The following is a 24,143-nucleotide window of genomic DNA, read 5'->3' on the forward strand; positions in this document are numbered from 1 at the left end:
CAGGCCCCAGCAGTCGTCTGAGGAGAGCGAATGACGCAGCTCTCCTAGTTTACGTATGGCTCGGTAGTTCCGCTGCTTTTCCGGGAGTCCAGTCAGAACAGGTTAGGTCGTGCGGGATTATGCTTTGCAACATGCAAGACTGCGGAAAAGAGTAGCCCACAGCTGGACGGGCTGTTGAAATACTAACCCGCCGCGTCAGCAAGGATGGATGGACGCCACTGTAGGGCGATTAGGGGGGCGAGCTGCATGTTAAAACTCAAGACGCTATTAAATCAACAGCCCGTGGACGAATGGCATTTGAATGGAACTACAGAAAGCTTGCCCCTCCCTCAGGTGGGCGGTGCTTGTCAGTCATAAGCCGGAGGCGGCTCGAGTTTCCCGCAGGCACAGCAAGCTTCGAGACGCGATTCGCCCCAACTGGCGGGCTAGCCGTGCCTAGGTGCTGTGTGTGTTAGTAAGCAAATGCCGAGTCGACTGGCGAGCTGAGGTAGTCGTGGGCACCTACGGATGCGTCTCAAGCATCGAATGCCTCCGTGCACCCGTCGTCAATGCTCATTCTGTCTTGAACACTCCTCATCTTTGCCTTCTTCCTCTGCGTCAAAGGGGCTCTCAGGGAGGCCGGTTGATTGGCTGGGGCTGCGATAAGCGGCGAAGCAAAGCCGGAGGATGAATCCTATTCCTTCAGTCCGTTGACGACTCGGTGGATGCCATCTTTGATCAATACTTCGTTGAAGTTCATTAGCAACCCAAGTTTGCGGTCGGTCAGTCGCAGGTAGGTGAGTAACTGCCGGACATGTACTCTTGCGAGTCTCTCGACAGATTTCAGCTCGATAATCAGCTTCTCGCCAACGATCAGATCTGCCCGGAAGCCTTCGTCGATAGTTTCGTCATCCCACAGAATTGGCACCATCACTTGGCGTTCTACGTGCAGTCCACGTTTTCGCAATGCTCTGGCCATCACGACTTCATACGCTGACTCCAGCAATCCGGGGCCCAAAGCGCGATGCACTTTCAGGGAAGTATCTACCACGACTGTAGCAATCTCGTTTTCTGTCATTATTGCTGTCCCAGTCTTGCCTAAGAATCTGAGCCGTTTCTCACGAAACCTGTCCGTTTCCAGGATACCAAGCTCAGGAACCGAGCGGAAAATAGACGTTGCGCAGCCCAAATAATTAAAATTCAGCTCGACAATGGAAGCCTTCCATTGCAGGGAGCTATCGTTGACTCCAGACTCTCGCGGAGCGTCCCATTTGGAATGTAGCAACGTGAGTGTTTTTCAATTCCGATGGGTTTCGCGCCAAGCCGCAAAGAATACGGAAGCTAAGTACTACGTGGAATTCGGACGATACTTTCCTCTTTCTTCCCTTTGCGTCTTAGCGGCTTTGCGCGACACCAAACTGTCTGGTTGGACTTCGTGCTGAGTGGTCGGAAGCTTTTGAGGAACTTGCTGCGGATTCCGAGCTGTTCCAACGAAACTGCCCGCAGAGGCTGAATCCCGCGTGGTGGCCCCACTCTGCATGCAGCAAAAGGAGCGTCACTGAATAGTTATGGATTTCGCGCCAAGTCGCCAAGCCGCAAAGAATATGGAAGCGAAGGACTATGTAGAATTCGGACGATTCTTTCGACTTTTTCCCTTTGCGTCTTAGCGGCTTTGCGCGACACCAAACTGTCCGTTTGGACTTTGTGCTGAGTTGCCGGAAGCTTTTGAGGAACTTGCAGCGGATTCCGAGCCGTCCGTCCGAAACTGCCCGCAGCGGCTTAATCCCGCGTGGTGGCCCCACTCTGCATGCAGCAAACGGAGCGTCACTGAATAGTTATGGATTTCGCGCCAAGCCGCCAAGCCGCAAAGAATATGGAAGCTAAGTACTACGTGGAATTCGGACGATACTTTCCTCTTCTTCCCTTTGCGTCTTAGCGGCTTTGCGCGATACCAAACTGTCTGGTTGGACTTTGCGCTGAGTTGCCGGAAGCCTTTGAGGAACTTGCAGCGGATGCCAAGTCGGCTAGTCGAAGCTGAGCACAGGGGCTTGATCTCGCGAGGTGCCTCCATCCTAGAAGCAGGTAAGTGTGCGTCACTAAATTGCTATAAATTTCGCGCCAAGCCGCTAAGCCGCAAAGAATAGGGAGCGACGAAAGATGACAAATCGTGTCTATATTTCTCCCCTTGAGGCTCTGAGTGAAATGCCTCAGGCTTGTGGACTGCGCGCAATTCTGTCTAGCGAAATGCGAGCGGAACAGGAGCATTCTGTTTTAGTGGGGGAGGCGTCCGGTTTAGCTCGTCGGGTGGACCGCTAAGCTCCGGTGGGGAAGGGGCATCTGGGATGCATTTGAGCTTGATTAATCGACTCCGTAGTCGATAAAGTGATTGGAAGTACTCTAATTAGATAAAAACCAATACCCGAAGAGCTCCACCTATGTCGTCAGGGAAAAATTTCTCCAGGTTCCAGCAAGGCGTTATCAAGCGGTACTACGACAACCGCGATTCAATCGCATTGCAACGCGCCCAGGAGCTGGTGACGGAGCTGTACCTCACCGAGGGGAAGAAGCGGGAGAAAGTTTGGGATTCGCTGGTTAAGAACATGGAAAAAGCGGGCGTTCCTGCCGCCCATATCGCTCATCTGCGGGAGCAAGATAAGCCTGAATTGGTGGCTCAGCTGCTGTCGGAAAAGAATTAGCGATTTCCGTTCTACTGAGTAGGTCGTTGCCCTAATTGGCATGTAACGGAAACCAGCATTCGTTGCGCACGCTGCGGGCTACTATTTCAACCAGCCGGTAAGCGAGGCCAGTTTCGTCGCTGCAGCAAACCTCGGCGGCGTGCGCTTTTAGCCTTGGATTGAAGATTCAACCAATTCAACAAGCTGCTTGGACAGGGAAAAGTGCTGGCCGGTACATGGGGAACAGGGGCTTTGCCTGAGCACTGCAGCCGGTTTGGGCAGCGTCTCAGAGAGACGCTACCCAGTGAAAAACGGGCCGCCGCGAAACTACTTGAGCGAGTTCAAATAGGCGAGTAGATCTCGCAATTCGCGAAGCGACATCTTTTTGACGAGATCCGCAGGCATGGAGGATTGGCCCTTCTTGCGTGCAATCACCTCAGCCGGATCGACTGAGATTGATTTTCCTTCCGCGTCCATCAACACCAGTTCTTCGTCGGTCTCACTGCGTAAGATTCCCGAGACAACACTGTCATCATCCATCAGAAGAACTACGGTTTCGAAGTTCTCGGCAATTTTGGCGTCGGGGCTGACGATGGCTTCTAGCAGGTAGCGTGCATCTTTGGTTGCGGCGGTCTTGGTGAGCTCCGGACCAACCTCTCCGCCGACCTCGCCCACGCGGTGGCAGCGGACGCACGACAGTTCGGTTTTGGTCATAAACAACAGCTCTCCACGCTCTCGATCTCCGCCCGCGAGCACGGCTCTGTATTCCTCGAGCGGTTGAGCTTCGGTTTGTGCCTTCGCAAACTGACTCAACGCATCTGAGAGCGATTCACCGACGCGATCCTTGGAAGCCTCAAGGACGTTGAGCCACACGTCGGGAGGAAGGTTGCCTTTCAAGTAATCCTCTAGCCCCTGTTCGATCAACGCGTTTGCTTCTGGTAATTCGATCGAGGCCAGCGTGTCCCAGGCCATTTGCCGTTCGATCGCAACCTCTGACTGGATTCCCTTCTCAAGTGCTCCTGTGGCTTTCTCGGGCGCGATTCCGGCGAGTTGTTTGACAGCTTCGGCACGCACCAAAGGCGTCTTGTCCGTGATTAAACGCTTCAGCAATACCTCCGATTCTTGTTGGTTCAACGCCACAAAACCGATCAGGGCTAGGCGACGGAGTTTGTCAGGATTCTCGCGATCAACCACTAGATCGCGCAGGCGGGCCGCGACGTTTTCTAGCTTAAGAGTCACGGCGGCTTCCAGCACTGCGTCGCGCAGTTTGGCAGGGCCAGCGAGCAGTTCGGTAAATGCATTCTCCAGTTCTGCGGCAGCGTCAAGATCGGCGCGATCCTCTAGGGGGGCAAAGCGATTCATCACTCGATCCAGCTTGCCAGGTGTGCCCCACGACGCCAACATTTTTACCGCCTCGACGCGCATGTCCAACAGATGACTTTTTCCGACCGCATAGTGCAAGACCTGTGCTGCAGCACCAGCGCCACCGAGACGGAAGTTCGCGTTCAGTACGCGGTGAACTAACGGGCTGGGGCTAGACGATCCCAACTCGAGAGCGGCGATGTTGGGAAGCAGTTCGTGCAACTCCTCGACATCGTGAATGGCTCGCACCGCTTCGGTAACAACTCCGATATCGGCGTCCCCGAGGAACGCGCGGATTTCTGGCGCATTGCGTTTGCGAAGTGCAACCACTGCCGCCAGCCGCACCGATCGCGACGCGTGCTTAGCCAAAGCGACGATATCCTGGGTCTGAGGTAGACCTGCCAAGGCCATGATGCCAGCATGTCGCAAGCCGGGGTCTCGATCTTGATTGTTTTCCAACATGTCGCAAACCGGTGCGATGGCAGACGCTAAACCGAGCTTTCCGGAAGCCAGACATGCCGCGTACTGCACGCGAGGTTCCGTATCAGCGATGTGTTCAACAATTTGTGCACTGAGGGCACGCAACTGCAGATCGCCAGCCACGTTGGCTGCCGCCGCTCGCACATCCAGGTCCGTATCCGACAGGGCAACGCGAATTGCAGGGATGACTTGATCGACCAGTTCTGGTGTGAGTCTGGCTGCATGGCCAAGTCCCCAGGTGGCATGAAGCCGAGGCAGCGTGCCAGCCGCGGAATCTTGAAGCAGCGCAAGCATACCTGCAATTTCTCCGCGATGCGCCAACTCCCACTGGGCCTCCAATCGAATGCGTCGGTCCAGGTGGCTAAGGAGTTCGTTGAGTCGTGTCTGGGGGAGTTCGGTGAAACCAGCTCCTAGCAAGGATTTCACTTCGCGAACAACCTCTTGCTGCTGAGCCTTCGGGTCGAAGAAGCGGTAGATCCTCCCTTTGCCTTCCCCCACCCAGCCATTGACCCAGTCGCAGACCCACAGGGCTCCATCCGGGCCGAATTGTGCGTCGGTGGCCAGGATGTTCCAGATGGGTTGTTCACTGCGTTCAACTTCCCAGAATGCCCCCTTGGGCTGGGTGCGAATTAAGCGAATACCACTGTTGCTGGCGCCGCCGCGGAAGTCGACTAGAAAGAAGCAATTGGCGAAATCACCAGTAAGCCCTGTTCCAGGGTAGCAGCTCAAGCCAGAGGGACCGTCGCTAATGTTCTCGATGGGAGGCACGATGTAGGCAGGTGTTTCCTCAGAAAAGGGATGCCAGATCTTCTCGCGGTTGAAGGGGCCTCGATCGGGCAAGTATTGATACATCATCCGCCAACCGGTATCACCACCTTCCATCACATTGACCCAACGAGCCTTGTCTCCGCTGTCGGAGTTGTTATCTCCCGTGAAGAGATAGCCGTAATCATCGAAGGCTAGTTCCTGAGGATTCCTGAGTCCTGTGGCAAAAACCTCTAGATTCGAACCGTCCAATTCGCAGCGGAAAACGGCCCCGCTCTCGGTGTTCTTCAGCTGGCCATCCTCGGTTTGAATGTTGTAGCCACGATCTCCGATGCTGAAATAGAGTCGACCGTCATGGCCAATGATCAAGCCATGGGAATCGTGCCCTCGGAAGGCCACTCGCACTCCGTAGCCGTCTTGGAGTGCCTCGCGGCTGTCCGCCACACCGTCGTCATCTCGGTCTCGCATCAGCCAAAGCTTAGGAATGCAGGTAAAGTAGACGTCGTCGCCGCGCACCAAGACGCCCGCCCCAGTACCTTCTTCAAGCCGGTTGAAGCCGTCGGCAAACACGGTGGCGCGATCGGCGACTCCATCTCCGTTGGTGTCCTCCAGACGACGAATGCGGTCATCGTGGGCCGTGTATTCGGCTGCTTCGGAGCCGAGTAAACGCAAGTGGTAATCGATTCGATCTTGGACGGATTGGGACGCCAAATCGGCGAGCAACCACTCGTTGTCATGTCCTCGATTGTCAGTCACGCCGCGATCTTGTCGAAACGACTCGCATACAAAAACTCGCCCCGAATCGTCGACATACATGGCAACGGGATTCGCGAGCTCGGGTTCGGCCGCCCACAGTTTAACTTCCCATCCCTCGGGCTTTCGGAAGCTTCCGACCGCCAAAGCGCCCTCCTCCGAGGCCTCGACCGGCCTATCGGCGGCCAAGCTGCCGTCACCACTCTCCGTTTCGGTCTCATCGGCTGATGCAATTGGGGGCTCCTGAACCGCGCAGGAAATGGCCAACAATGCTACCCAGAAGCACAGTAGCCGTTGGAACCAAGGCCAAGTTGTGCGGCACGCTACCAGGCAATTTGCCGGGGACGGTGGAGAACTCGATCTCAAAACCCACTGCGGGGAAACGAAGTGTTGCGAAAAAATACTCAATTGCTCAAACTCAGACTAGAAGAGGTTGTTCGGACAGGCGTCGCCGACTACAAGTCTAATCGCCGGACTTTCCTGTCACAATTGCCCCAACTTAGCTAGTCAATCCACTATGGCGATCCCCGACCGCGCTCGCTTTCCCGCAGGCTGCCCCGAGCTGGAGTGGGTCCTCACCGATGATGGCAGTCGTACTCTTCGCCACCGCGTGCTGGACGAGACTTTCCATAGTGGCTGCGGCGCATTGTCGGAGACGCTCGTTGTCTATCTGGACCACAGTGGTGTGGCGGAACGGTTGCATACCGGTCGAGCCACAAGAGTTCTCGAGTACGGCTTGGGAACCTGCACTGCCCTGCTCCTAACCGCTGCTCTGGCCGAAGCCTGCCGTGTTCCCTTGGTCTACACGGCGCTTGAACTGCATCTCGTTTCGGGCGACTTGGTACGGGGGCTGGGATTGGTGGAAAGGGTTCAGCAAGCGGAACTCGGTGAATGCTGGCCCAAGGCGGTTCCAACTTGGCTAACGGACCACTGCTTCGACGCGTTAGCACCGCTCCAAGCCGATTTAGCACATTGGCTCGATCAACTACCACCTTGGCCGCCCGGGCCGCTCCCGCGCATCACCTCGTGCCAACTGGGCCTGCAGACAACACTGGAGCTGTGGCAAGGCGATGCACAAGGGTTTCCCACCCAACAGAAGGTGGATCAAGACCGGGAACCGGTAGATGCCGTGTATTTTGATCCGTTCAGCCCCGAGAGCTGTCCGGAGCTGTGGACTCCCGCTGTCTATTCGACAGCATTCCAAGCACTGCGGCCCGGTGGAATTCTGGTCAGCTACTGCGTGAAAGGGACCGTCCGGAGGGAAATCGGTTCCGTCGGATTCCAAACCGAGCGATTGGCAGGACCGGCTGGCGGGAAACGCGAAGTTCTGCGGGCCGTCCGACCGCAGTAATTGATTTCCTATTGTCTTTCGTTTCACCTTTAGGTAATTACCCAATCACGGAGAACCGTTTTTGGTCCCCAACTGCCAATATGATGCCTTGGCAGCCCAGAAACGCCCTTTTCAGTTTTAAGCAGGGAACAACAAGCATGCAAAGTTGGCAAAACATCATTCAACGACGTTTCCATTCACGCTTGGTGTTGATCGTTTGCGGCGTTGTGTGCGCAACGAGTTCCTATGCCGCCGCACAAGGTCCGGGGGGAGGAGGCGGTGGAGGTGGAGCAGCCGCTCCGGCCTTCAACGATCCCAAATTTCGCGATCGAGTGTGGGAAGCTGGTGGGCCACGTCTGAGTGGCTTGCACACCGGCAAACTTGTAAAAGCGGTTGTAATCAAGGGGAATGAGACTGTCAGCCAGCATAAAATCTTGTCGCACATGCAGACCCGTGTGGACCGCAATTACGACGAGCGGCAGCTTCAATCTGATATTCACGCGCTGTATGGCACGGAGCTGTTTCGAACAATTACCCCTAAGTTCATAGACTACAAGGACGGGGTGGTCGTCGAGTTGCTGGTGGTTGAGAATCCCACCGTCACGGAGGTGGTGTTTCATGGCAATACTCGACTCGATGAATCGATGCTGAGCAAGCACTGTGGCATCAAAGTTGGGGATCCCGCCAACCCGTTTTCCGTGGATATGGCTAGGCAGCGCTTGGTCGATTTGTATTTGGAAAAGGGATTGAATCAGGTGGCGATCGAGGTGCGCGAGGGCAATCGCAAGGATGACCGTCGCGTCTTCTTTGATATCTATGAGGGGCCGGTCGAGCGAGTCTGGGATATCAAACTGATTGGAAACTCCGTCTTTTCCACTTCGCTGCTCAAAACCAAAATTCGCTCGAAGGACGCCCGCGGTGGTGCGACTCCCTACATGGGCAACGTCGCCAACTGGGAAAAATTTGACAACGATAAAACGATCCTCGTCGCTTACTACCGATCGCTGGGATACTTCCAAGCCAAAGTTGATTACTTCTACGACTACTACGACGACGGGAACTTTCTGGACCTGACGTTCGTGATCAGCGAAGGGCAACAATACAAAGTTCGCAACGTGACGATTGTCGGGAACCATTACGAGCCCTTTACGACGGAAGTCTTGATGGCCGCCCTGGAAACGAAAGCGGGAGATGCTTTCAACCTCGGCAGAATGAGTCGAGACCAACGCAAGTTACGCAACGATTACTATGGCCGTGAAGGCTTTGTATTCGTCGACATTGTGCCTGAGCCGCGTTTTTTAGACGAACCGGGAATGCTGGATCTCGTGTTTAAGATTAACGAGGGAGATCGCTACCGAGCAGGTGAGATTAATGTCCATATCGAAGGGGACTCCAGCCATACCGCTCACAACGTTGTCTTGAACATGATGGGAATTCGAGAGGGTCAATTTATTGACTTGAAGGAACTCGAGGACTCGGAACGGCGTTTGAAGGCCAGCCAAATATTTGAATCGAACCCGGCGATGGGCGAACCACCACGGATTGAAGTTCGACCACCCGATGCACAAGATTTAGAAGAGTTTTGATTCGTGTGCCAGAGAACCAAAGCATCTACCACCTTGCGCGTCGCATGATTTTAGGAAACCCAATGAGACAGGACGTCTTAAACACGAAACCATCGGGCTGGGGCCCGCTGTGCGCCACGTTAATCTTGGGTGGACTGTGTCTGGCTGCAACCGGATGTCGCATGGCGCATACCCCGGCGATCAGTGACGACTACGATTTACCGACCAGCAAATATCGCTCGGGTACCGGCAGCGGTGGCGACGACGTTGCGACGTATGAAGCGGCTAATCCATCAGCCAGCCATTCACTGCAGAGCCAACTCGTTAAGTCACCCGCAGTACCTGACACTGGCGTGGGAGAGAACGCTAGCGAAGCTTCCCAGGCAGTATCCACGATGCGGTCGCCGTCGAGCACATCGCCAGCGGTCACAACCGCTTCGGCAACGATTCGAGGACAGTCGCCCGACCAATGGAATGGTGCGACTGCTGGAGGGACGGATCTCTACCGAACTCCGATGCAAGCCAGTCAGCCGAGTGCCACTGGCCCACCTGCAGCCAGTCCAGCCACCAACAATTGGTACGCGCCGCAGACGGGCCCTGGAACTCCTGTGCAATACACGGCTCCAGCACAGCCTGCTACGCAAGCAGCCCCCTATTCCGGCAATCCCTATGGAACGCCTGCAACCGGGCAAGTACTGCCTCCACCGACGGTGGGAACTGGGAACTCGTTACCTCCACCGACCAACTATGGCTCACCCAACTACGGCTACGGATCGCCGGGTAGTTATCAGGGCGGCGGCTTGCTGGCCTCGCCAAGCGACTACGGAGCAACCCTTGCTCCGGGTGCGAGCTCCGTCCCCTACGACAACAATGGTTCCCTCGTGGCGCCAGGATCGGTTCCCAATTTTGATCCCACGATTGGCATCACCGCTCCATCACTGAATCGCAACCAGCCTCGTGAGCGAACGTCGCCTTTGGACGTTTACGTGACGGAAGGCCGAACCGGACGCATTACGCTGGGCGGCTCCGTCAATAGTGACCTCGGAGTGGCAGGCCAGCTGGTTATTGATGAACGCAATTTCGATATTCGGCGGTTTCCACGAAATTGGGACGATCTTTGGTCGGGAAGAGCCTTTCGTGGATACGGTCAGACGTTCCGCGCAGAAATCATGCCGGGAACCCAAGTCGAACGCTACACCGTTAGTTGGAGCGAACGAAATTTGTTCGGATATCTGCCCTACAGCTTAACCGTGGGGGGATTCCTCTACTCTCGGCAATACCGAGACTGGACGGAGCAACGATTGGGGGGACGCGTTTCCTTGGGATACGAAATCACCAAGGATATTGCACTGAGCGGCGAGATACGGATGGAAGACGTCAAACTGTACGACCCTCGCATTGCCGGAGTCGCTGAGCTGGACGATTCGATTGGCAGTACCGATCTTTACACGGCTCGTGCTCGATTGGCTCGGGATACCCGCGACAGTCCTTTCATGGCAACCGAGGGTGGGTTGCTAGAGGTCATCGTCGACCAGGTCTTTGGTGAACGGGATTATACCCGTGGTCAGGTGAACATCAGTCGTTACTTCCTTATCCACGAACGCCCTGATCAGGGGGGCCGCCACACGTTGGCAAGTACTTGGAAGTTCGGCTTCACCGGTTCGGATACCCCAATTTTCGAAAACTACTTCGCGGGGGGCTATAGCACCATGCGTGGTTTCAGCTTTCGCGGAGCCAGCCCCAAAGTGGGCGATGTGCAGGTTGGGGGCGAATTCATGTTCCTAGGGAGCCTCGAATACGTGTTCCCTCTAACTGCTGACGAGATGTTGCGCGGCGTCGCCTTTGTGGATTACGGCACGATTGAGCAAGAAATCGAGATCGATGCCGACAATTTCCGGGTCGCTCCGGGGCTAGGCCTCCGCGTTTCGGTTCCGGCTCTGGGACCAGCACCACTCGCCTTTGATTTTGCCGTCCCGGTCGCCTACGCCGATTCGGATGACCGCCAGATCTTCAGCTTCTTCATGGGCATGACACGCTAGGTTCGCAACGCACCGAGGGCGACTCATCGTGAGCGCACTCGGATGGAGCGGGTGGGAATCGTCCTTCCACCGCCCAAACCCTGCACTCGGATTAGAATTTCTTCAGCTCCATATTTCCCAGTCTCTAAGCCATCTGACCGCTTGGGGAAGCAAAAGGCTAAGCCAGGCAGAAGCCATTGGGATTCTACCCTCTCCCCCTGGAGCTGGCCGTTCAAGAGTTGCTAGCATCGCGGCTAGGTAAAGGTGGATGGCACCTATCGAGAATTTCTTTTGGGCCCCCTCCGCAGGTGTGCAGGCTGGAATGCTTGCAATCCGCAATGATTGCGTAGGATGGCGAAAAATGGGTGGCACCTATCGAGATAGGTGGGTGGCACCTTTGGGGCGATCTGAAAGATGGGTGGTACCTATCGACACCTTCTCTACGCCATCTGACCGCTTGGGGAGGCAAAAGACTAAGCCAGTCAGAAGCCATTGGGATTCTACCCTCTCCCCCTGGAGCTGGCCGTTCAAGAGTTGCTAGCATCGCGGCTAGGTAAAGGTGGATGGCACCTATCGAGAATTTCTTTCGGGCCCCCTCCGCAGGTGTGCAGGCTGGAATGCTTGCAATCCGCAATGATTGCGTAGGACGGCGAAAAATGGGTGGCACCTATCGAGATAGGTGGGTGGCACTTTTCGGGCGTTGAGGACTGGGAGAGGCCACTGAAACTTTAATGATTGTGGTCGTTTGGGTGATAGAGGTGGTCTAGGTTGAGGATTCTAGCCCGCATAATCGGTAGGATCGCAAAAAAGGGAGCTGTTTAGGAACTTGGAGCGGGTCGACATCGTCAGAGTCCGACTGCGTTTCGTTGACACTTGCGGGAGTGGAATTAGAATCGAGGCTGCCTTTTCCCACTAGGCTGCCTGGTTTACCTGTATTCCCAGTGATGCAGTGCTTACCTACAGCGTTCCGTGGAACGTGCAAAACTGGCGGTTCGTACCATTTTGGTAGCTCCGCAGCTCCGGTCCGCAGAATTTTTCACTAAGATTTTGTCGCATTGAGGCTGCCGAGTGCTCGAGTCTCCCCCCCGAATAACGCTTCTCATTATTGGCCGTTCGACCCAGCAGAGGACTAAAACGTGAAGTCTCGCAAGATAGGATTGTTTGGCAAGCGCACCAAGACTCGTGCCGCTGCAACAGCTCATAAAAAGACAACCTTGCGTAGAGGTCTGGTCGAAACGCTAGAAAAGCGCGAGTTACTCGCCGCCGATTTAGTGGCATTTTCGGACGGCTTTTACTACCCGTCTATCGGTCTGCATTCTGGTGACTATGTCCAAGGTCTAACACACGCTCAATATCAAGCTCGGCACGAATCCACTTCGAGCGGATCCTCGGGTAGCGGTTTGGTCGCGGAAGGCCTGGATGCATACGATGGAGCGAGTTTGAATGTCGCTGAAGTCGAACCCAATGGGGGACGAACGACGGCAAATTTCATTCCGCTTGGTACTGCATCTGGCAAGACGCCCATCATCAATATTAGCGGCACAATTCCTCCGCTAGGCGCCCTCAGCCCGACGCTTGGATTCCAGCAGGACGAAGACTGGTTCTCGATGGACCTTCGCGGTGGCGATATCATCGACGTCAAGCTTGTGGCCCCCATCAACGTGGTTTTTGACGTAACGCTGTTGAACTCTCGCGGACAAGAAATTGCGGGGCGAACAACGCCCGCTTGGACCACGGGGTTGATTGCCGATAGTGCTTATACATCCGCCTCGCCTCTTTCTATCGATGGTACGGTTTCGTTTGCCTACACGATCCCCGAGGACGGTCGCTACTACTTCCGGGTCGCTGATGGCACGACCGCTTATACGTTGACTGCTAAGGCGTATCGGCCAGAGCTCGAAAAGCAGCCCATTGGCTCAACTCAAATCGTGTATGTCGACTTCGACGGAGCGCGAGTTAACACGAATACTTTTGGACTAGGACTCGGGACAGTACGACTGTCGCCGATGACCAGTTATTTCGCGCAAGCTGGGTTACAGCCAACGGATGAAGCCGCTTTTGTGCGGGAATTCATGGCAGTCCTTGAAGAAAACTTCACTGGCAGTCTTCCGGGAATTACGACCAATGGATACCGTGGAGTCGATGGAGTTAATGGTCACTTTGACATTCAATTCTTAAACAGTTTTGATCATCCAGACTTTGATCCAGTTGGCGTTCCGAATGTCACCCAGCTAATCATCGCTGGAGACGGCGTTCAGTTCCCGCTTCCTGTTCGGGGAATCTCCAACAGCATTGATGTCGGAAACTTCGAGACCGAAGGGCTTGTCATTGTCCTTCCCGATGTCTACATGAACCCAGCCAGTGGTGACTTTGTGGGGGCCGTACCTCGCGCTGCCAATGTCACATTGCTGACGGCGATGGCGACCGCCATGGGAAATACTGCTAGCCATGAGTTGGGACATTCGTTTGGCGTACGTCATCAAGACAATGCGAATGCTACTCTCAGCTTGATGGATTCGGGGGGATTACCAATTGGTCCCTCGCGTTTGGGGGTAGGGCCTGATGGAATATTTGGAACCACTGATGATATCGATCTCGATTTCGTGAGTGATTACTACGCTCCAGCTGAAGGGAATATTGGGATCGAAGATTCGGCAGGATTGTTGGCGTACGCCCTTGCCACCGGGAAAGGGAATGCGGCAGTCGTCAATGGCCGAGTCTACAATGATAAGAACCTGAGTCGTACACTCGATGCCGGGGATGGAGCCGGACCGAATGTGCGCGTGTGGGCCGACGCTAATCAAAATGGACTTTTGGACACAGGAGAATACTTCGGCGTCGCTAACTCAGAAGGCTATTACAGTTTATCGGTTCCCCCTGGTACGCATCAACTTCGCGTCGAAAGTCGTGCTGGCTGGGCACCAACGACGGCTGCGGCCGTAAATGTCACGGTAGCTTTGAATCAAACGGTCAATAACGTTAACTTTGGCCAGGAACTTCTCAACCAGAACTTCACCGGCATGAAGTGGAACGATGCCAACGCCAATACGCTCCGCGATCCTGGCGAAGTGGGCATTGGTGGCGTCTTCATCTACATCGACCTGGACAACGACAATCGTATCGATATCGGCGAACCTCAAACGCAGACGGCGGCCGACGGTTCCTATAAGCTCAAATTCCCAGGTCCGGGCACCTATTCCATTCGCGAAGTCGCGGCTGGCGGTTACGTCCAAACTTATCCTGGTGCCGCGGTTGATAACGAACATGTGGTGACCATCACTGGCGATCCTGCGATTGACGCCACTCGCATCCTAGGCTTGAATTTTGGCAATTCGCTGACGGTCGATTTTGGCGATGCTCCAGCCAGTTACGGCGTGGCCTCGGCAGGGTTTGATCCCGGCCTGCGATTGGGTGCGAACTGGGATGCGGAAGCGGCCAGCCTCTTCTCCGATAACGCGCAGGGGGATGATACCAACGGTAGCGATGATGAAGATGGAGTTGCATTGGCACGGCCGTTGGTGCGTGGCAGCACGGGCAATCGCTTGGTGGTGACGGCCAACAATACCACCGGTGCTCCAGCCTATGTCAATGCCTGGATTGACTACAACAAAAACGGCGTGTTCTCTTCCGATGAACGGGTGATCACCTCCCAACTGGTGGCTACTGGCACTTCCAACATCACCTTTGCCGCGTCGAACAGTGCTCTGCTGGGGAACACCTTTGCTCGGGTAATCTACAGCAGTGAGGCTAGTCCTGGGCCAAACGCCAGCGTTAGCCGAGGGGAAATTGAAGACTACGTGGTCAACGTGGTCGATGCCTTTGAGGTGGCGGTCGACGATTCCGACTCCGTGGCTCGCAATTCCGTGCTAAACGAAATTGATGTGCTGGCCAATGATTTCCAACTCCCCGGCGACGGCTTGGAAATTGTCAGTGTGAGTAGCACTTCGGCAGATGGAACGGCCACGATTTCCAGCAATCAAACGATTCTCTACACGCCTCGAAGCGGATTCATCGGACAGGATGTTTTCACCTACACGGTGCGCAATGCAGTGGGGGACACTGATACCGCCACGGTCGTAGTCAATGTCACCCTGTCCTTCGATAATCCCGAAGCGGTGGATGATAGTTATGATGTCGCTGTCAACGCCATCGACCTGCCCTTGAACGTGATAGCCAATGATATCGAGGGGCAGAATGGTGCTCTCAATATCCTTTCGGTGACCCAACCGGATAAGGGGGGCAAGATCACGATCGCAACGGGCAACAAGTCACTGCGATATACGCCGCTTCGATCGTTTGGCGGTACCGAGACGTTCAGGTACACCGTTTCCGATGGATCGGGCAATCAGTCGAGTGCTACGGTTACGCTACACACGTTGCCCGGTGACCGAGCTGACGACGATTTGGAAATCAAGCTTGTCGCTCGAGACCTGAATGGGCAATTGATTACAGCCATTCCCCAAGGAGAGAAATTTGTCATCGACTTTGTGGTAGATGATCTCCGCCACGATTCGACAAACCCCGGAACGGCTGCTGGTGTGTTCGCCGCGTACGCTGATATCCTCTACAATCTACAACTGGTTTCCACGGTCAATCCAACCGTCACGAACTCGAGATTGAACTTTGAAGCGTCCTTCTTCAATAACTACAACGATGGACAAAACGGTGATGCCACCATTCCTGGAATCATCGAAGAGTTCGGAGCCTTTTTCTCGCTGAGCTCCATGGCAGAGCCAGGGCCGGTCAAGGTGGCTTCCATCACCTTCGAAGCTCGTTCGCCAGGGATTGCAACCTTCTTCCCAGATCCAGCCGATGTATCTCCAACCTCGGACAGTCTGTTGTTCGACACTTCCTCTACACCCGTGCCAGTGGAACGCATCCGCTACTTGGGAACTTCCCTGGAAGTTGTCGGTGATGGTGCACTGTTCCCGGTGGCTGTGGACGATTCGCTAGTCAACACGATCCCAGCTGGTGCAATTCAAGTACCCATCGACGTGTTGAAGAACGATCTTCCTGGATCGGTTGGAAACCTGTCGATTGCGGATTTTGACACCAATACCATCAACGGCGGCTTGGTCAAACTCAATACGGCCGGAAATGGTTTGCTCTACACGCCTCGCAGCAATTTCAACGGTACGGATCAATTCCAGTACACGATCACTGATTCGCGTGGTATTCAAAGCGTCGCCACGGTTACACTGCGGGTTGGTACACAGAATCCGATCGTTGGCTTGGATTTGTCGGTGACCGATCTTAGTGGTGCACCGATCGACCAAATCACCGTCGGCAGCCAATTCCAGCTGCGTGGCTATGTGCAGGACTTGCGTTCGGCCGGTAGCAGCTTGGGTGTATTTGCTGCCTACGAAGATATCCTCTACTCCTCGACGCTGGTGAGCGTTGTCGACAGTTCGACCAACGATCCCGACCTGGGCTTCCAAGTTCAATTCGGCTCAAACTACCAACGCGTTCGCGAGGGGGATATCCGCACAACTGGATTGATCAATGAGCTCGGTGCGGTATCGACTGGCGACATTCCGCTGGGAACTGGCCGAGAATTGTTGTTCACCGTCACCATGACTGCCAACGCGACAGGTACGGCCAGCTTTGTAGCAGACCCTGCCGATATCAAACCCTTGCACGATACGTTGACCTACAATCCGGTCGAGGCATTGGACGTCGGGCAGATTCGGTTTGGTTCTGACACACTCCAAATTTTATCGTCCACTGGCGGTGGCGGTGGCGGTGGTGAGGGGTATTACAATGCTCAGAACCCTCTCGACGTTAATGACGATGGATTCGTCTCCCCAATCGACGCACTGAGCATTATCAATCGTCTCAATAGCGGCGACACCGATCTAGGGACAGTCGCTGGTGAAGGTGAAGTTTCCAAGCGATTGTATGTTGATACCAACAATGACGGATTCCTAGCTCCCATCGACGCGCTGCTTGTGATCAATCGTCTGAATGCCAACTCGCTAGCGGCTCAGGCCGAAGGAGAGGGCACGCAAGAGGTCGACTTGCTTGCTCCAGCAGCCGGTAGTCTAGCCACCAGTGCCCCTGGACTTGAGGGTGGCTCTGTTGTGTCAACCACTGAGGAATTAGGCTTGGCAATTGCGGCTGGCGATTCGAGCACCAGCTCTTCGAACTCCGGTAATTCAGCAAGTCAGAATGCATTCCTGGCTGCCACTGATGGAATTTTCGATGATTCCGATGCTAGCGAAGAGGGTTTTCTAAGTGCTCTAGCGGCAGACGTTGAAGACATTAGGAAGAAACGCAGTTTGGCATAGACCCCGACCGTCTGAAGCGGGGGATGCCAAAGCAGTTGTCTTCCTTCGGCTGAGGTTCTGATTTCAATGCGTCCATAAACGACTCAAGCCGTAGGGATTTCCCTACGGCTTGATGCATTTCTAACGCGATGCCTGAAGAAGTTCGCTGGCTAGGAAGCGATATGGACCAAAGATTTCTCTCACCTACGCACTGGTTTGCAGAGCACTCGTCCAGCTCCTGCCGTCGATCGCTTTCGCCCGACCTCTCTCGGCCAGCGGTTGCTAACCGGAGAGGTTTCAGGGAATTCAGCGAAGCGACTAGAAGTTGTAGACCGCACCGATGTTGAGACCGTGTAGGATCAGGCTTCCATCGTTATAGAAGTCTTGGACTTGGGCGACGTTTGCAAAATTGGATTGCAGGTTATCCACCGAAGTTGCCACACCGGATGCAAAGACGACGCGGTACCCAGTGGTTGCAGTCCACTTGGACGTGACTCGGTATCCAACACCCGCTCCCAACTCACCCAGAAAGGCTACGTCGGTCTTGGAAGCATCGAACATATAGGAGCCGCTGTACGGGTTGGCGGGCATGCGAGTGTCGTTCACCATGGCGGTTTGATCGACGGTCGAGATGCGCGTGTGCAGCGATGATCGGTTACCGTAAATCCCGGCCTTCGCATTCGCATAGAGATTGACGCGAGAACCGAGGCAGTAGTCGAGGCGAGAGCCGAATTGGTAACCCAACAGATCGTTGCTGGTATTGACGTCATAGTAGATGTCATCAGCCGCGCGGCTAACCATGGTATCCAGCACACTGGCACCGTAGGTCAAGTTATCTTGGAACCGGAAGTAGCGTATTCCGGACAACCAGGAAACGTTCAGGCGACTTCCGCAGCTTGGCGCGGTGAGGCAACAGGGGCCGGTGGCGAATTTGGTTCCGCAAGAGCCGCTGCCGCAGGCACCACAGCCTGCTCCACCACAATATCCACAACCCCCGCCACGTGTTCCGGAGAACATGCTGCCGCTGGTCGGGAGATTGAAATTGCGAGCTGCTCCGCCGGAAGCAAAGCCCAGTAGGCTGACTTCAACGTTATGGTACTCGCTAGAGCGCTCGAGTTGGTGGACCTGGGCGTTGTTGTAAGCGTCAGCAACATTGTCGTAGGCGCCAATGTTGACTGGCAAGTCGAGGTAGGTGTAAGGGATGCGTGTGTTGTACGCCCCTGCAGCTCCCGTCACCATGGCTTCTTCGTCATCGGAGAACAGTCCCCAGTAGTTGATGGCAATCGCATTGCGACCGCAGTTGAAATATCTGCCGAAAGTTAGCTCGACGCCAGGCATCAGGCCCATGCGTGCGCTGCGTGTGCCAATTACATTGTTGCCGTAATCTGTGGAGCTAAAGCTAAGCTGTTTATTGGTGTTGTCGACACGATTGAAGAGCAACACTCCGCCACCGAAGAACCATGGCTTGGCTCCGGTCGGCAGTGAGGTCAGACCGCTCTGGCCCAAAGCGTGGCGTCCCCAACCCGCTCCTGCGAAAGATCCGCTGGAGACCGGTGCCGAGCCGCAGCTGGCGACATTAGGTGCCATCGAGTTTTGCCAGGCCGAATTGGAGCCTTGCTCGTAGGCGATCGAATTGTCCTGGACGCAACTTTGACAGCCTTGCGGGGCAGGGCTTTGATAGGGTGCCATGTTCCCGCCCGCTGGCGGTGGCGCTAGTTGCGTGACCTGGGGAGTGTAATTGCCTTGCAGGGGCTGGCTATAGATGGGCTCCGCTTGCCCCATGGGAGCAGCGACGGTTGAGTATTGCCCCTGGTGTGGTCCCACCACACCGTAGCTGACGGGTTGTTGTGCATTGAATCCCTGCTGCGATGCTGGATTCGCCCGGAAGCTTTGAACTTGGAACGGCCCTTGTGCCAACGGTCCCTGTGGCAATTGCGTTTGAACCATTTGCCCCTGAACTGGATAGGAGCTGGGGCCGAAATTATTGGTTCCCATCGAATTTTGGCCCAAGGCAACCGACGAGCCGATCAAGCCGAGAGATAGGGCCAGATTGTTTAACCAGAACTTTTTCACTATTTCGCTCCTTGCGAGTGTCTTCGTCAATCCATTGACTGCGGCAAATTCATGCCAGTGCAGGGTGAACTCGTTTGAGCCAGCCTGCGAGTGCGTAGGTGTTTTTGAGTCCTCTACGGTCCGTCCGCGAGGACATCACTTGCCTTGTGATCGACTCATGCGACGCGCGATGTATTGCAATTGCGTTGATCCCACCCGCATTTCCGAAAGCAAACTGCATATAACCGGAAACGCCCGAACAGAATTTACAACCGATACAATTTGACAATAGTTGATCAAAACACGAAAAAACGCTGATTCCGTCAGGGAACCAGCGTTTGGAATAGAGATAAGGAACTGTCTAGATCGGTGGCTAAGAAGAGCTAACGGGGCACGCTAGTTGGCGGCTTGGAACTCGGGCCCCGGTTCCGTCACTGTTGGCGAATGAGCCCGCAGATCGAACGATACTTTGATCTTTACGGGGTCCTCTCTCAGATCGGTTTTGAGCAGCAGCTCTCCGGAGATCTTTCCATTTTCAACCTGTGCTTTGGGCGAGAGGATCAGGTTCAGCAGATGAGCCGGTTTGGCCTCGTCGCTGGTTTCGTACTCAATGTCGACGATTTCAGAGGTCATTTCCAATATTTTGAAGGGCTCGCGACCTTTGACCACCAATCGCTTCTCAATCGGATCACCGAATTGAACTTCACCCAAAGCGAAGTTCGTAGGACTCACCTGCAGAGCTGACTCCACTTTTCCGCTCAATGCTAGCGGGACTGTGGTCAAACGGCGGTCATTTGTATGCAAAACCAGCTGGTTCTGCAGAAAACCTTCCGGGGCATCGGCGGCTAGCGTTGCGGTAATCTTGTATTGAACTCGACCACCACCGCGGGCACTTTCCTCGAAGTCGACGGTCACAAAGTCCACAGGGCTGGTGATGTCTTTCACCATCCAGTCCGACCGTCCTGCATAGTCGAGGGTGAGTTCGATGACCTTGGGTTCTCCTTCGGGAACCTGTCCGAAACTGGCTTCTCCTGGAGAGAGGACGATATCGCTGCGGATGTAGCCTTTGACATTTAGTTGCAATTCCGTGAAGAATGGCTTGTCAATGGAGACGGTGAGAGTCGCCGCTTTTTGCCCGGTGAAGGTGCCCGTGTTGAAGCGGGCAAGGATCGACCCGGTTTCTCCCGGCGCGATCGTTTCGGTTTCTACGATGGGAGTCGTGCAACCACAACTGGCGCGAATGGAGCGGATGTGGATGTCCGATTGCAGTGGGTTTTTTAGGTAGAAACGATGCTCGGTGTTCGCGGAACGGGCGACGGAACCAAAGTCGTGCACGCGTTGGTTGGCGGGAATCGCTTGAGGAAGCCAGTCTTGGGCCTCCAGGCTGGGCAATTGCAAGGTACTGGTAACACATACGGCTGCTGCCGCGCAGAGATTTGCTAAGGGTCGCATTGGGGTGGACCTCCAATTCGGATTGGGATGTGGCACTGCTAGGTAGTTTGAAGTGCAAGTGGCTCGATGGGAAAGTTTGGAGCGGACCCAAGGGACCGAGGCCTAGCAGAGGAGGGAAGTAAGTCCTCAGCCTCTTTTATCTTACCAATCTGGGGGAGAATACCAAGTATTCTGCAAGAAAGACAGCAGTTGGCTGAAGAGGTGCAGGCTTTTTGTGCACGACCCTAATACCAAAAAAAAGCGGTCCAATTCGCCTTCCTGGCAAACGGACCGCCTTTTGCTTAACTCCACCAGATCATCATCCGGACGGGTGGAAGGTTTTTTACCGGTTCACTTGACTCTTGGTATGGAATCGAGTGTCGCAACACTTTGAAGGGTTACAGCTGGTAATTTTTGCCCCCAGTCCGGTTTGGTGCCACTGAGTGATCCGAGGAGCTCAGTGGCAACCAAAGTTCGAATTGGAGTGTTGGTGATTAGCAACCGCAGCTATTGCCACAGGAAGCTTTGCATCCACATCCATGGCCGAGGCCATTGAGTCGGCTACCGATTCGGCTCAGGATTCCGGCGACAGGGCCGTTTCCATTGCAGCATCCGCAGCTAACTTGAACAGGTACTTGCTCGCAAACAACGGTTGGAACGCAGACCGTTACGGTGTAAGGAACGCATACTGGAACTCGCTTGCAAACCTTGATCGTCTTTTGCTCACATACTGGAACGCAAACGGTGTAAGGAACTTGCTTGCAGGCTGTTTCGCAAGTGTAGCTGCACACGGTGTAGGTCTGTGTGCGGCACTCAGGAACCATTTTGCAAGTTGTGTAGCAAACATTCTTGGTGCGTTGTTCGCAAACCCAGTTGCAAGTACGGTAGCATACAGTCTTGGTGCGGCATTCAGGAACCATTTTGCAGGTCGTGTAGTTTACAGTCTTTTGACGGCATTCTGGCACGATTTTGCAAGTGGTGTAGCAAACGGTCTTGCTACGGCATTCAGGAACCATCTTGCAAGTTTGGTAAGTAACCGTCTTGCTGCGTGGCTCGCAAACTGTGCGGCAAACGGTGTAGCTACAAGTCTTGCTGCGGCACTCAGGTACCATCTTGCAAGTCGTGTGAGTTACAGTCTTGCTGCGGCATTCAGGAACCATCTTGCAAACGGTGTAAGGAACTGTCTCTCGAACGCATTCACGTTCGTAGCGGACACAGTTGATTTCCTTGGTTTCGCAGGTTGGAACCCAAACCTTCTTGCAAATGGTACGAGGAGGGCATTGGATGCACTCGACGCGGCATTTGCCTGGGCAGTAGACGCACTTGCACTGCGATGCGTCCCAAACCCAGTAACCGGCTTCACGTACAACACGGCGTTGAACTGGTCCGGCAACTTCTTCAGTCGTTGTATCCCAGTGTCCACCATTGACTTGGACGGTCTTGGTGTAATTTACTGGCTTGGTAACAAACCGAACAACTTCACGAGTCCGAGTTTCTTGTTGAGGAACCATCACGGTGTAATTTACAACGTGTTCGTGTGTCTCGCGAACTGGCTTCATGACCGTGTAGTTGATGACGCGTTCACGAGTTTCGTAAACAGGTCGACGGACGGTGTAGTTGATCACTCGCTCGTGCGTTTCGTGCACTGGCTTCATGACCGTGTAGTTGACAACCTTGTTGTGGGTTTCGTACACGGGCTTGTTGACCGTGTAGTTGATCACGCGGCTGTGCGTTTCGTGCACAGGTCGCATGACCGTGTAGTTGATCTCGCGAGTCTTGGTCTCGTACACTGGGCGACGTACGTTGTACGTAACTTGACGTGTGTGAGTTTCGCGAACTGGTTTCATAACCGTGTACTGACGAGTCTTCGTTTCGTACACTGGTTTGCGGACGGTGTAGTTGACCGAGCGATAACGCGTTTCACGCTGCATGCGTGTCGTGTTGATCACCTTGTCTTCAGTTACCGTCTGGTATTCTGTGCGAGTGCGTTGCTCGGTACGTTGCTCGTATACTGTGCGTCGAACCGTCTTCATGACGGTATGAGTCGCAGGTACTTCGCAACAATTGACAACACTTCCGCCACAATCCTGATAGCTAATCGCACCGCAGTATGCAGCGTTAGCTTTACCAGCAGGAGCTGATGCCAAAGCGGCAAGCATTACTGGTAATACAAACAGCCTTCTCATTTCCCGTTCTCCTTAGAAAACTCTTGGTACATTTGTTTTACTGGATGAGTATCTGGTGGGTTCCAGTTCGCCCAAAGGTGTTAAGCACGCAACTTAGGTTTTCGATCTCTGCAACAGCCATCACATATGAGCTCGACCCTCAAACCTCAAATGTTCCTCCCGAACTTTTGCGATTAGCGAGGAGCTACCAGCTGAACAAGCAGGGTAGAATGCCTAAAATATGCTCTTAGCAACAGTTAGATCGACAACCAGGCAAGCATTGAACAGGTATTTTGCATAGGCGGCGGGAAGTAGGCCTTTTGCGCAAGCTGAGAGGCTTGGATAGAACGGTTGAAAGGAGATTACCGGTTAATCCGGTTGTGACGTCCCATGCCCAAGAGAGAGTCAACAGGCGACGCGGAGCACCGTGCTCCCCATTCCGGTGAGATCCCCTTTGGGCCAACCTTGCCACATATACCAACTGTCCGATCGGGCGGCATTCCCCCGGCGACCGCTAGCCGCCTGGGACTCTATCTTCGTGAGCTGCAGCATTTTCTGCGGGCGGGGACGGAAACCATCAAGAGCAACGCTCTCGGAAAACGACTGGGGCTCAGCGATTCTCAGATCCGTCGCGACCTAGCACTGTTTGGCGAGTTCGGCAAAAGAGGCGTTGGCTATAACGTGGCCGGGCTAGTGGGAGCCCTACGGTGCGCCTTGGGAACAGACGGCCGCTGGAATACCGTTTTGATTGGACTGGGTAACCTTGGTAATGCGCTCGTGCGTTACCGAGGATTCCAAGAGCAGGGTTTTACCCTGGTGGCGGTGTTCGAAGAAAATCAGGACAAATTAGGGGATGCAATCGACGGGGTTCCCATATATGATATCGCGGACTTAGAGAAGTTGCTTCCTGGATTGAATGCCCAGATGGCCATTTTGGCCGTCCCAGCTCGCGCGGCTCGCCCCCTGGCAGACCGGCTTGCAGAATTGGGAATAACAGGGATACTTAACTTTGCGCCAGTAAGTTTGTCGACTTCGGTCAAGGTACCGACCGTAGATGTCGATCTTGCTGTTGAGCTACAAAGATTAGCTTTCGCGGTTGTCAATTCCGAGAGAGCAAGCTAATATTCTCTGAGTCGCGTGACAGCAAGCTTAATTTGCCGCCACAACACTGCCGGGTGGTGTAATGGTAACACTACTGATTTTGGTTCAGTCATTCAAGGTTCGAGTCCTTGCCCGGTAGCTGAGTCCTCTCTGCTTGATTGGTAGAGTGTGACAGGAATATAAAAGACCAGTCATCGAAAG

The 24,143-nt window shown here is 54.5% G+C and carries 12 protein-coding genes and 1 tRNA gene; 8 read left to right on the forward strand and 5 right to left on the reverse strand.

From position 1 onward, the window contains the following. Window positions 1-673: 673 nt before the first annotated feature. Window positions 674-1,057, reverse strand: a complete 384-nt coding sequence (locus Q31a_RS10175; RefSeq protein ID WP_145077196.1) for a GxxExxY protein — start codon at window positions 1,055-1,057, stop codon at window positions 674-676. A gap of 1,079 nt (window positions 1,058-2,136) precedes the next feature. On the opposite strand from Q31a_RS10175, the gene Q31a_RS30110 reads away from it, so the two are divergent. Together Q31a_RS30110 and Q31a_RS10180 are read left to right on the forward strand one after the other, a co-directional pair. Then, window positions 2,137-2,295 carry a hypothetical protein gene (locus Q31a_RS30110; RefSeq protein ID WP_197356604.1) on the forward strand — a complete coding sequence of 53 codons (159 nt, stop codon included), beginning with the start codon at window positions 2,137-2,139 and terminating at the stop codon, window positions 2,293-2,295. Between the two features lie 119 nt (window positions 2,296-2,414). After that, a complete protein-coding gene (locus Q31a_RS10180) occupies window positions 2,415-2,675 on the forward strand; it encodes a hypothetical protein (protein ID WP_145077198.1) in 261 nt (86 codons plus the stop codon). 306 nt (window positions 2,676-2,981) lie between these two features. Here the strand turns inward: Q31a_RS10180 and Q31a_RS10185 are convergent, their stop codons facing one another. Then, window positions 2,982-6,281, reverse strand: coding sequence for a PVC-type heme-binding CxxCH protein (locus Q31a_RS10185; RefSeq protein ID WP_145077200.1), 3,300 nt, complete (start codon window positions 6,279-6,281; stop codon window positions 2,982-2,984). A 250-nt stretch (window positions 6,282-6,531) separates the two neighbouring features. Here Q31a_RS10185 and Q31a_RS10190 point away from each other — a divergent pair, with 250 nt between their 5' ends. The 4 genes from Q31a_RS10190 to Q31a_RS10205 all read left to right on the forward strand — a co-directional run bounded on the left by Q31a_RS10190 (window position 6,532) and on the right by Q31a_RS10205 (window position 17,214). Then, window positions 6,532-7,365 (forward strand): tRNA (5-methylaminomethyl-2-thiouridine)(34)-methyltransferase MnmD, encoded by an 834-nt coding sequence (locus Q31a_RS10190; RefSeq protein ID WP_145077202.1) that lies wholly within the window; start codon window positions 6,532-6,534, stop codon window positions 7,363-7,365. A 137-nt stretch (window positions 7,366-7,502) separates the two neighbouring features. Continuing rightward, complete coding sequence (locus tag Q31a_RS10195) at window positions 7,503-8,930, forward strand: BamA/OMP85 family outer membrane protein (protein WP_197356607.1); 1,428 nt, start codon at window positions 7,503-7,505, stop codon at window positions 8,928-8,930. A gap of 62 nt (window positions 8,931-8,992) precedes the next feature. Then, window positions 8,993-10,948, forward strand: coding sequence for a BamA/TamA family outer membrane protein (locus Q31a_RS10200; protein WP_197356616.1), 1,956 nt, complete (start codon window positions 8,993-8,995; stop codon window positions 10,946-10,948). 1,115 nt (window positions 10,949-12,063) lie between these two features. Then, entirely contained in the window at window positions 12,064-17,214 is a 5,151-nt protein-coding gene (locus tag Q31a_RS10205) for an Ig-like domain-containing protein (protein ID WP_145077209.1), read from the forward strand. A gap of 297 nt (window positions 17,215-17,511) precedes the next feature. Here Q31a_RS10205 and Q31a_RS10210 read toward each other — a convergent pair whose 3' ends face one another. The 3 genes from Q31a_RS10210 to Q31a_RS10220 form a co-directional block, all read right to left on the reverse strand. Beyond that, window positions 17,512-19,266, reverse strand: a complete 1,755-nt coding sequence (locus Q31a_RS10210) for a BBP7 family outer membrane beta-barrel protein (RefSeq protein WP_145077211.1) — start codon at window positions 19,264-19,266, stop codon at window positions 17,512-17,514. Between the two features lie 375 nt (window positions 19,267-19,641). After that, on the reverse strand, window positions 19,642-20,697 hold the full coding sequence (locus tag Q31a_RS10215) for a DUF1573 domain-containing protein (RefSeq protein ID WP_145077213.1): 1,056 nt from the start codon (window positions 20,695-20,697) through the stop codon (window positions 19,642-19,644). A gap of 473 nt (window positions 20,698-21,170) precedes the next feature. Beyond that, window positions 21,171-22,862, reverse strand: a complete 1,692-nt coding sequence (locus Q31a_RS10220; protein ID WP_145077215.1) for a hypothetical protein — start codon at window positions 22,860-22,862, stop codon at window positions 21,171-21,173. A 369-nt stretch (window positions 22,863-23,231) separates the two neighbouring features. Between Q31a_RS10220 and Q31a_RS10225 the strand changes: the two genes are divergently transcribed. After that, complete coding sequence (locus Q31a_RS10225) at window positions 23,232-23,963, forward strand: redox-sensing transcriptional repressor Rex (RefSeq protein ID WP_145077217.1); 732 nt, start codon at window positions 23,232-23,234, stop codon at window positions 23,961-23,963. Window positions 23,964-24,010: 47 nt separating this feature from the next. Next, window positions 24,011-24,081, forward strand: a tRNA-Gln gene (locus Q31a_RS10230). Window positions 24,082-24,143 lie beyond the last annotated feature (62 nt).

Source organism: Aureliella helgolandensis (genome assembly GCF_007752135.1).
GTDB lineage: Bacteria > Planctomycetota > Planctomycetia > Pirellulales > Pirellulaceae > Aureliella > Aureliella helgolandensis.

Excerpts from the sequence above, each read along its gene's own strand:
- Q31a_RS10225 (WP_145077217.1), top strand. The coding sequence starts at position 23,232 with ATGCCCAAGAGAGAGTCAACAGGCGACGCGGAGCACCGTGCTCCCCAT.
- Q31a_RS10220 (WP_145077215.1), bottom strand. The coding sequence starts at position 22,862 with ATGAGAAGGCTGTTTGTATTACCAGTAATGCTTGCCGCTTTGGCATCA.
- Q31a_RS10190 (WP_145077202.1), top strand. The coding sequence starts at position 6,532 with ATGGCGATCCCCGACCGCGCTCGCTTTCCCGCAGGCTGCCCCGAGCTG.
- Q31a_RS10175 (WP_145077196.1), bottom strand. The coding sequence starts at position 1,057 with ATGACAGAAAACGAGATTGCTACAGTCGTGGTAGATACTTCCCTGAAA.
- Q31a_RS10200 (WP_197356616.1), top strand. The coding sequence starts at position 8,993 with ATGAGACAGGACGTCTTAAACACGAAACCATCGGGCTGGGGCCCGCTG.
- Q31a_RS10215 (WP_145077213.1), bottom strand. The coding sequence starts at position 20,697 with ATGCGACCCTTAGCAAATCTCTGCGCGGCAGCAGCCGTATGTGTTACC.
- Q31a_RS30110 (WP_197356604.1), top strand. The coding sequence starts at position 2,137 with ATGACAAATCGTGTCTATATTTCTCCCCTTGAGGCTCTGAGTGAAATG.
- Q31a_RS10180 (WP_145077198.1), top strand. The coding sequence starts at position 2,415 with ATGTCGTCAGGGAAAAATTTCTCCAGGTTCCAGCAAGGCGTTATCAAG.
- Q31a_RS10195 (WP_197356607.1), top strand. The coding sequence starts at position 7,503 with ATGCAAAGTTGGCAAAACATCATTCAACGACGTTTCCATTCACGCTTG.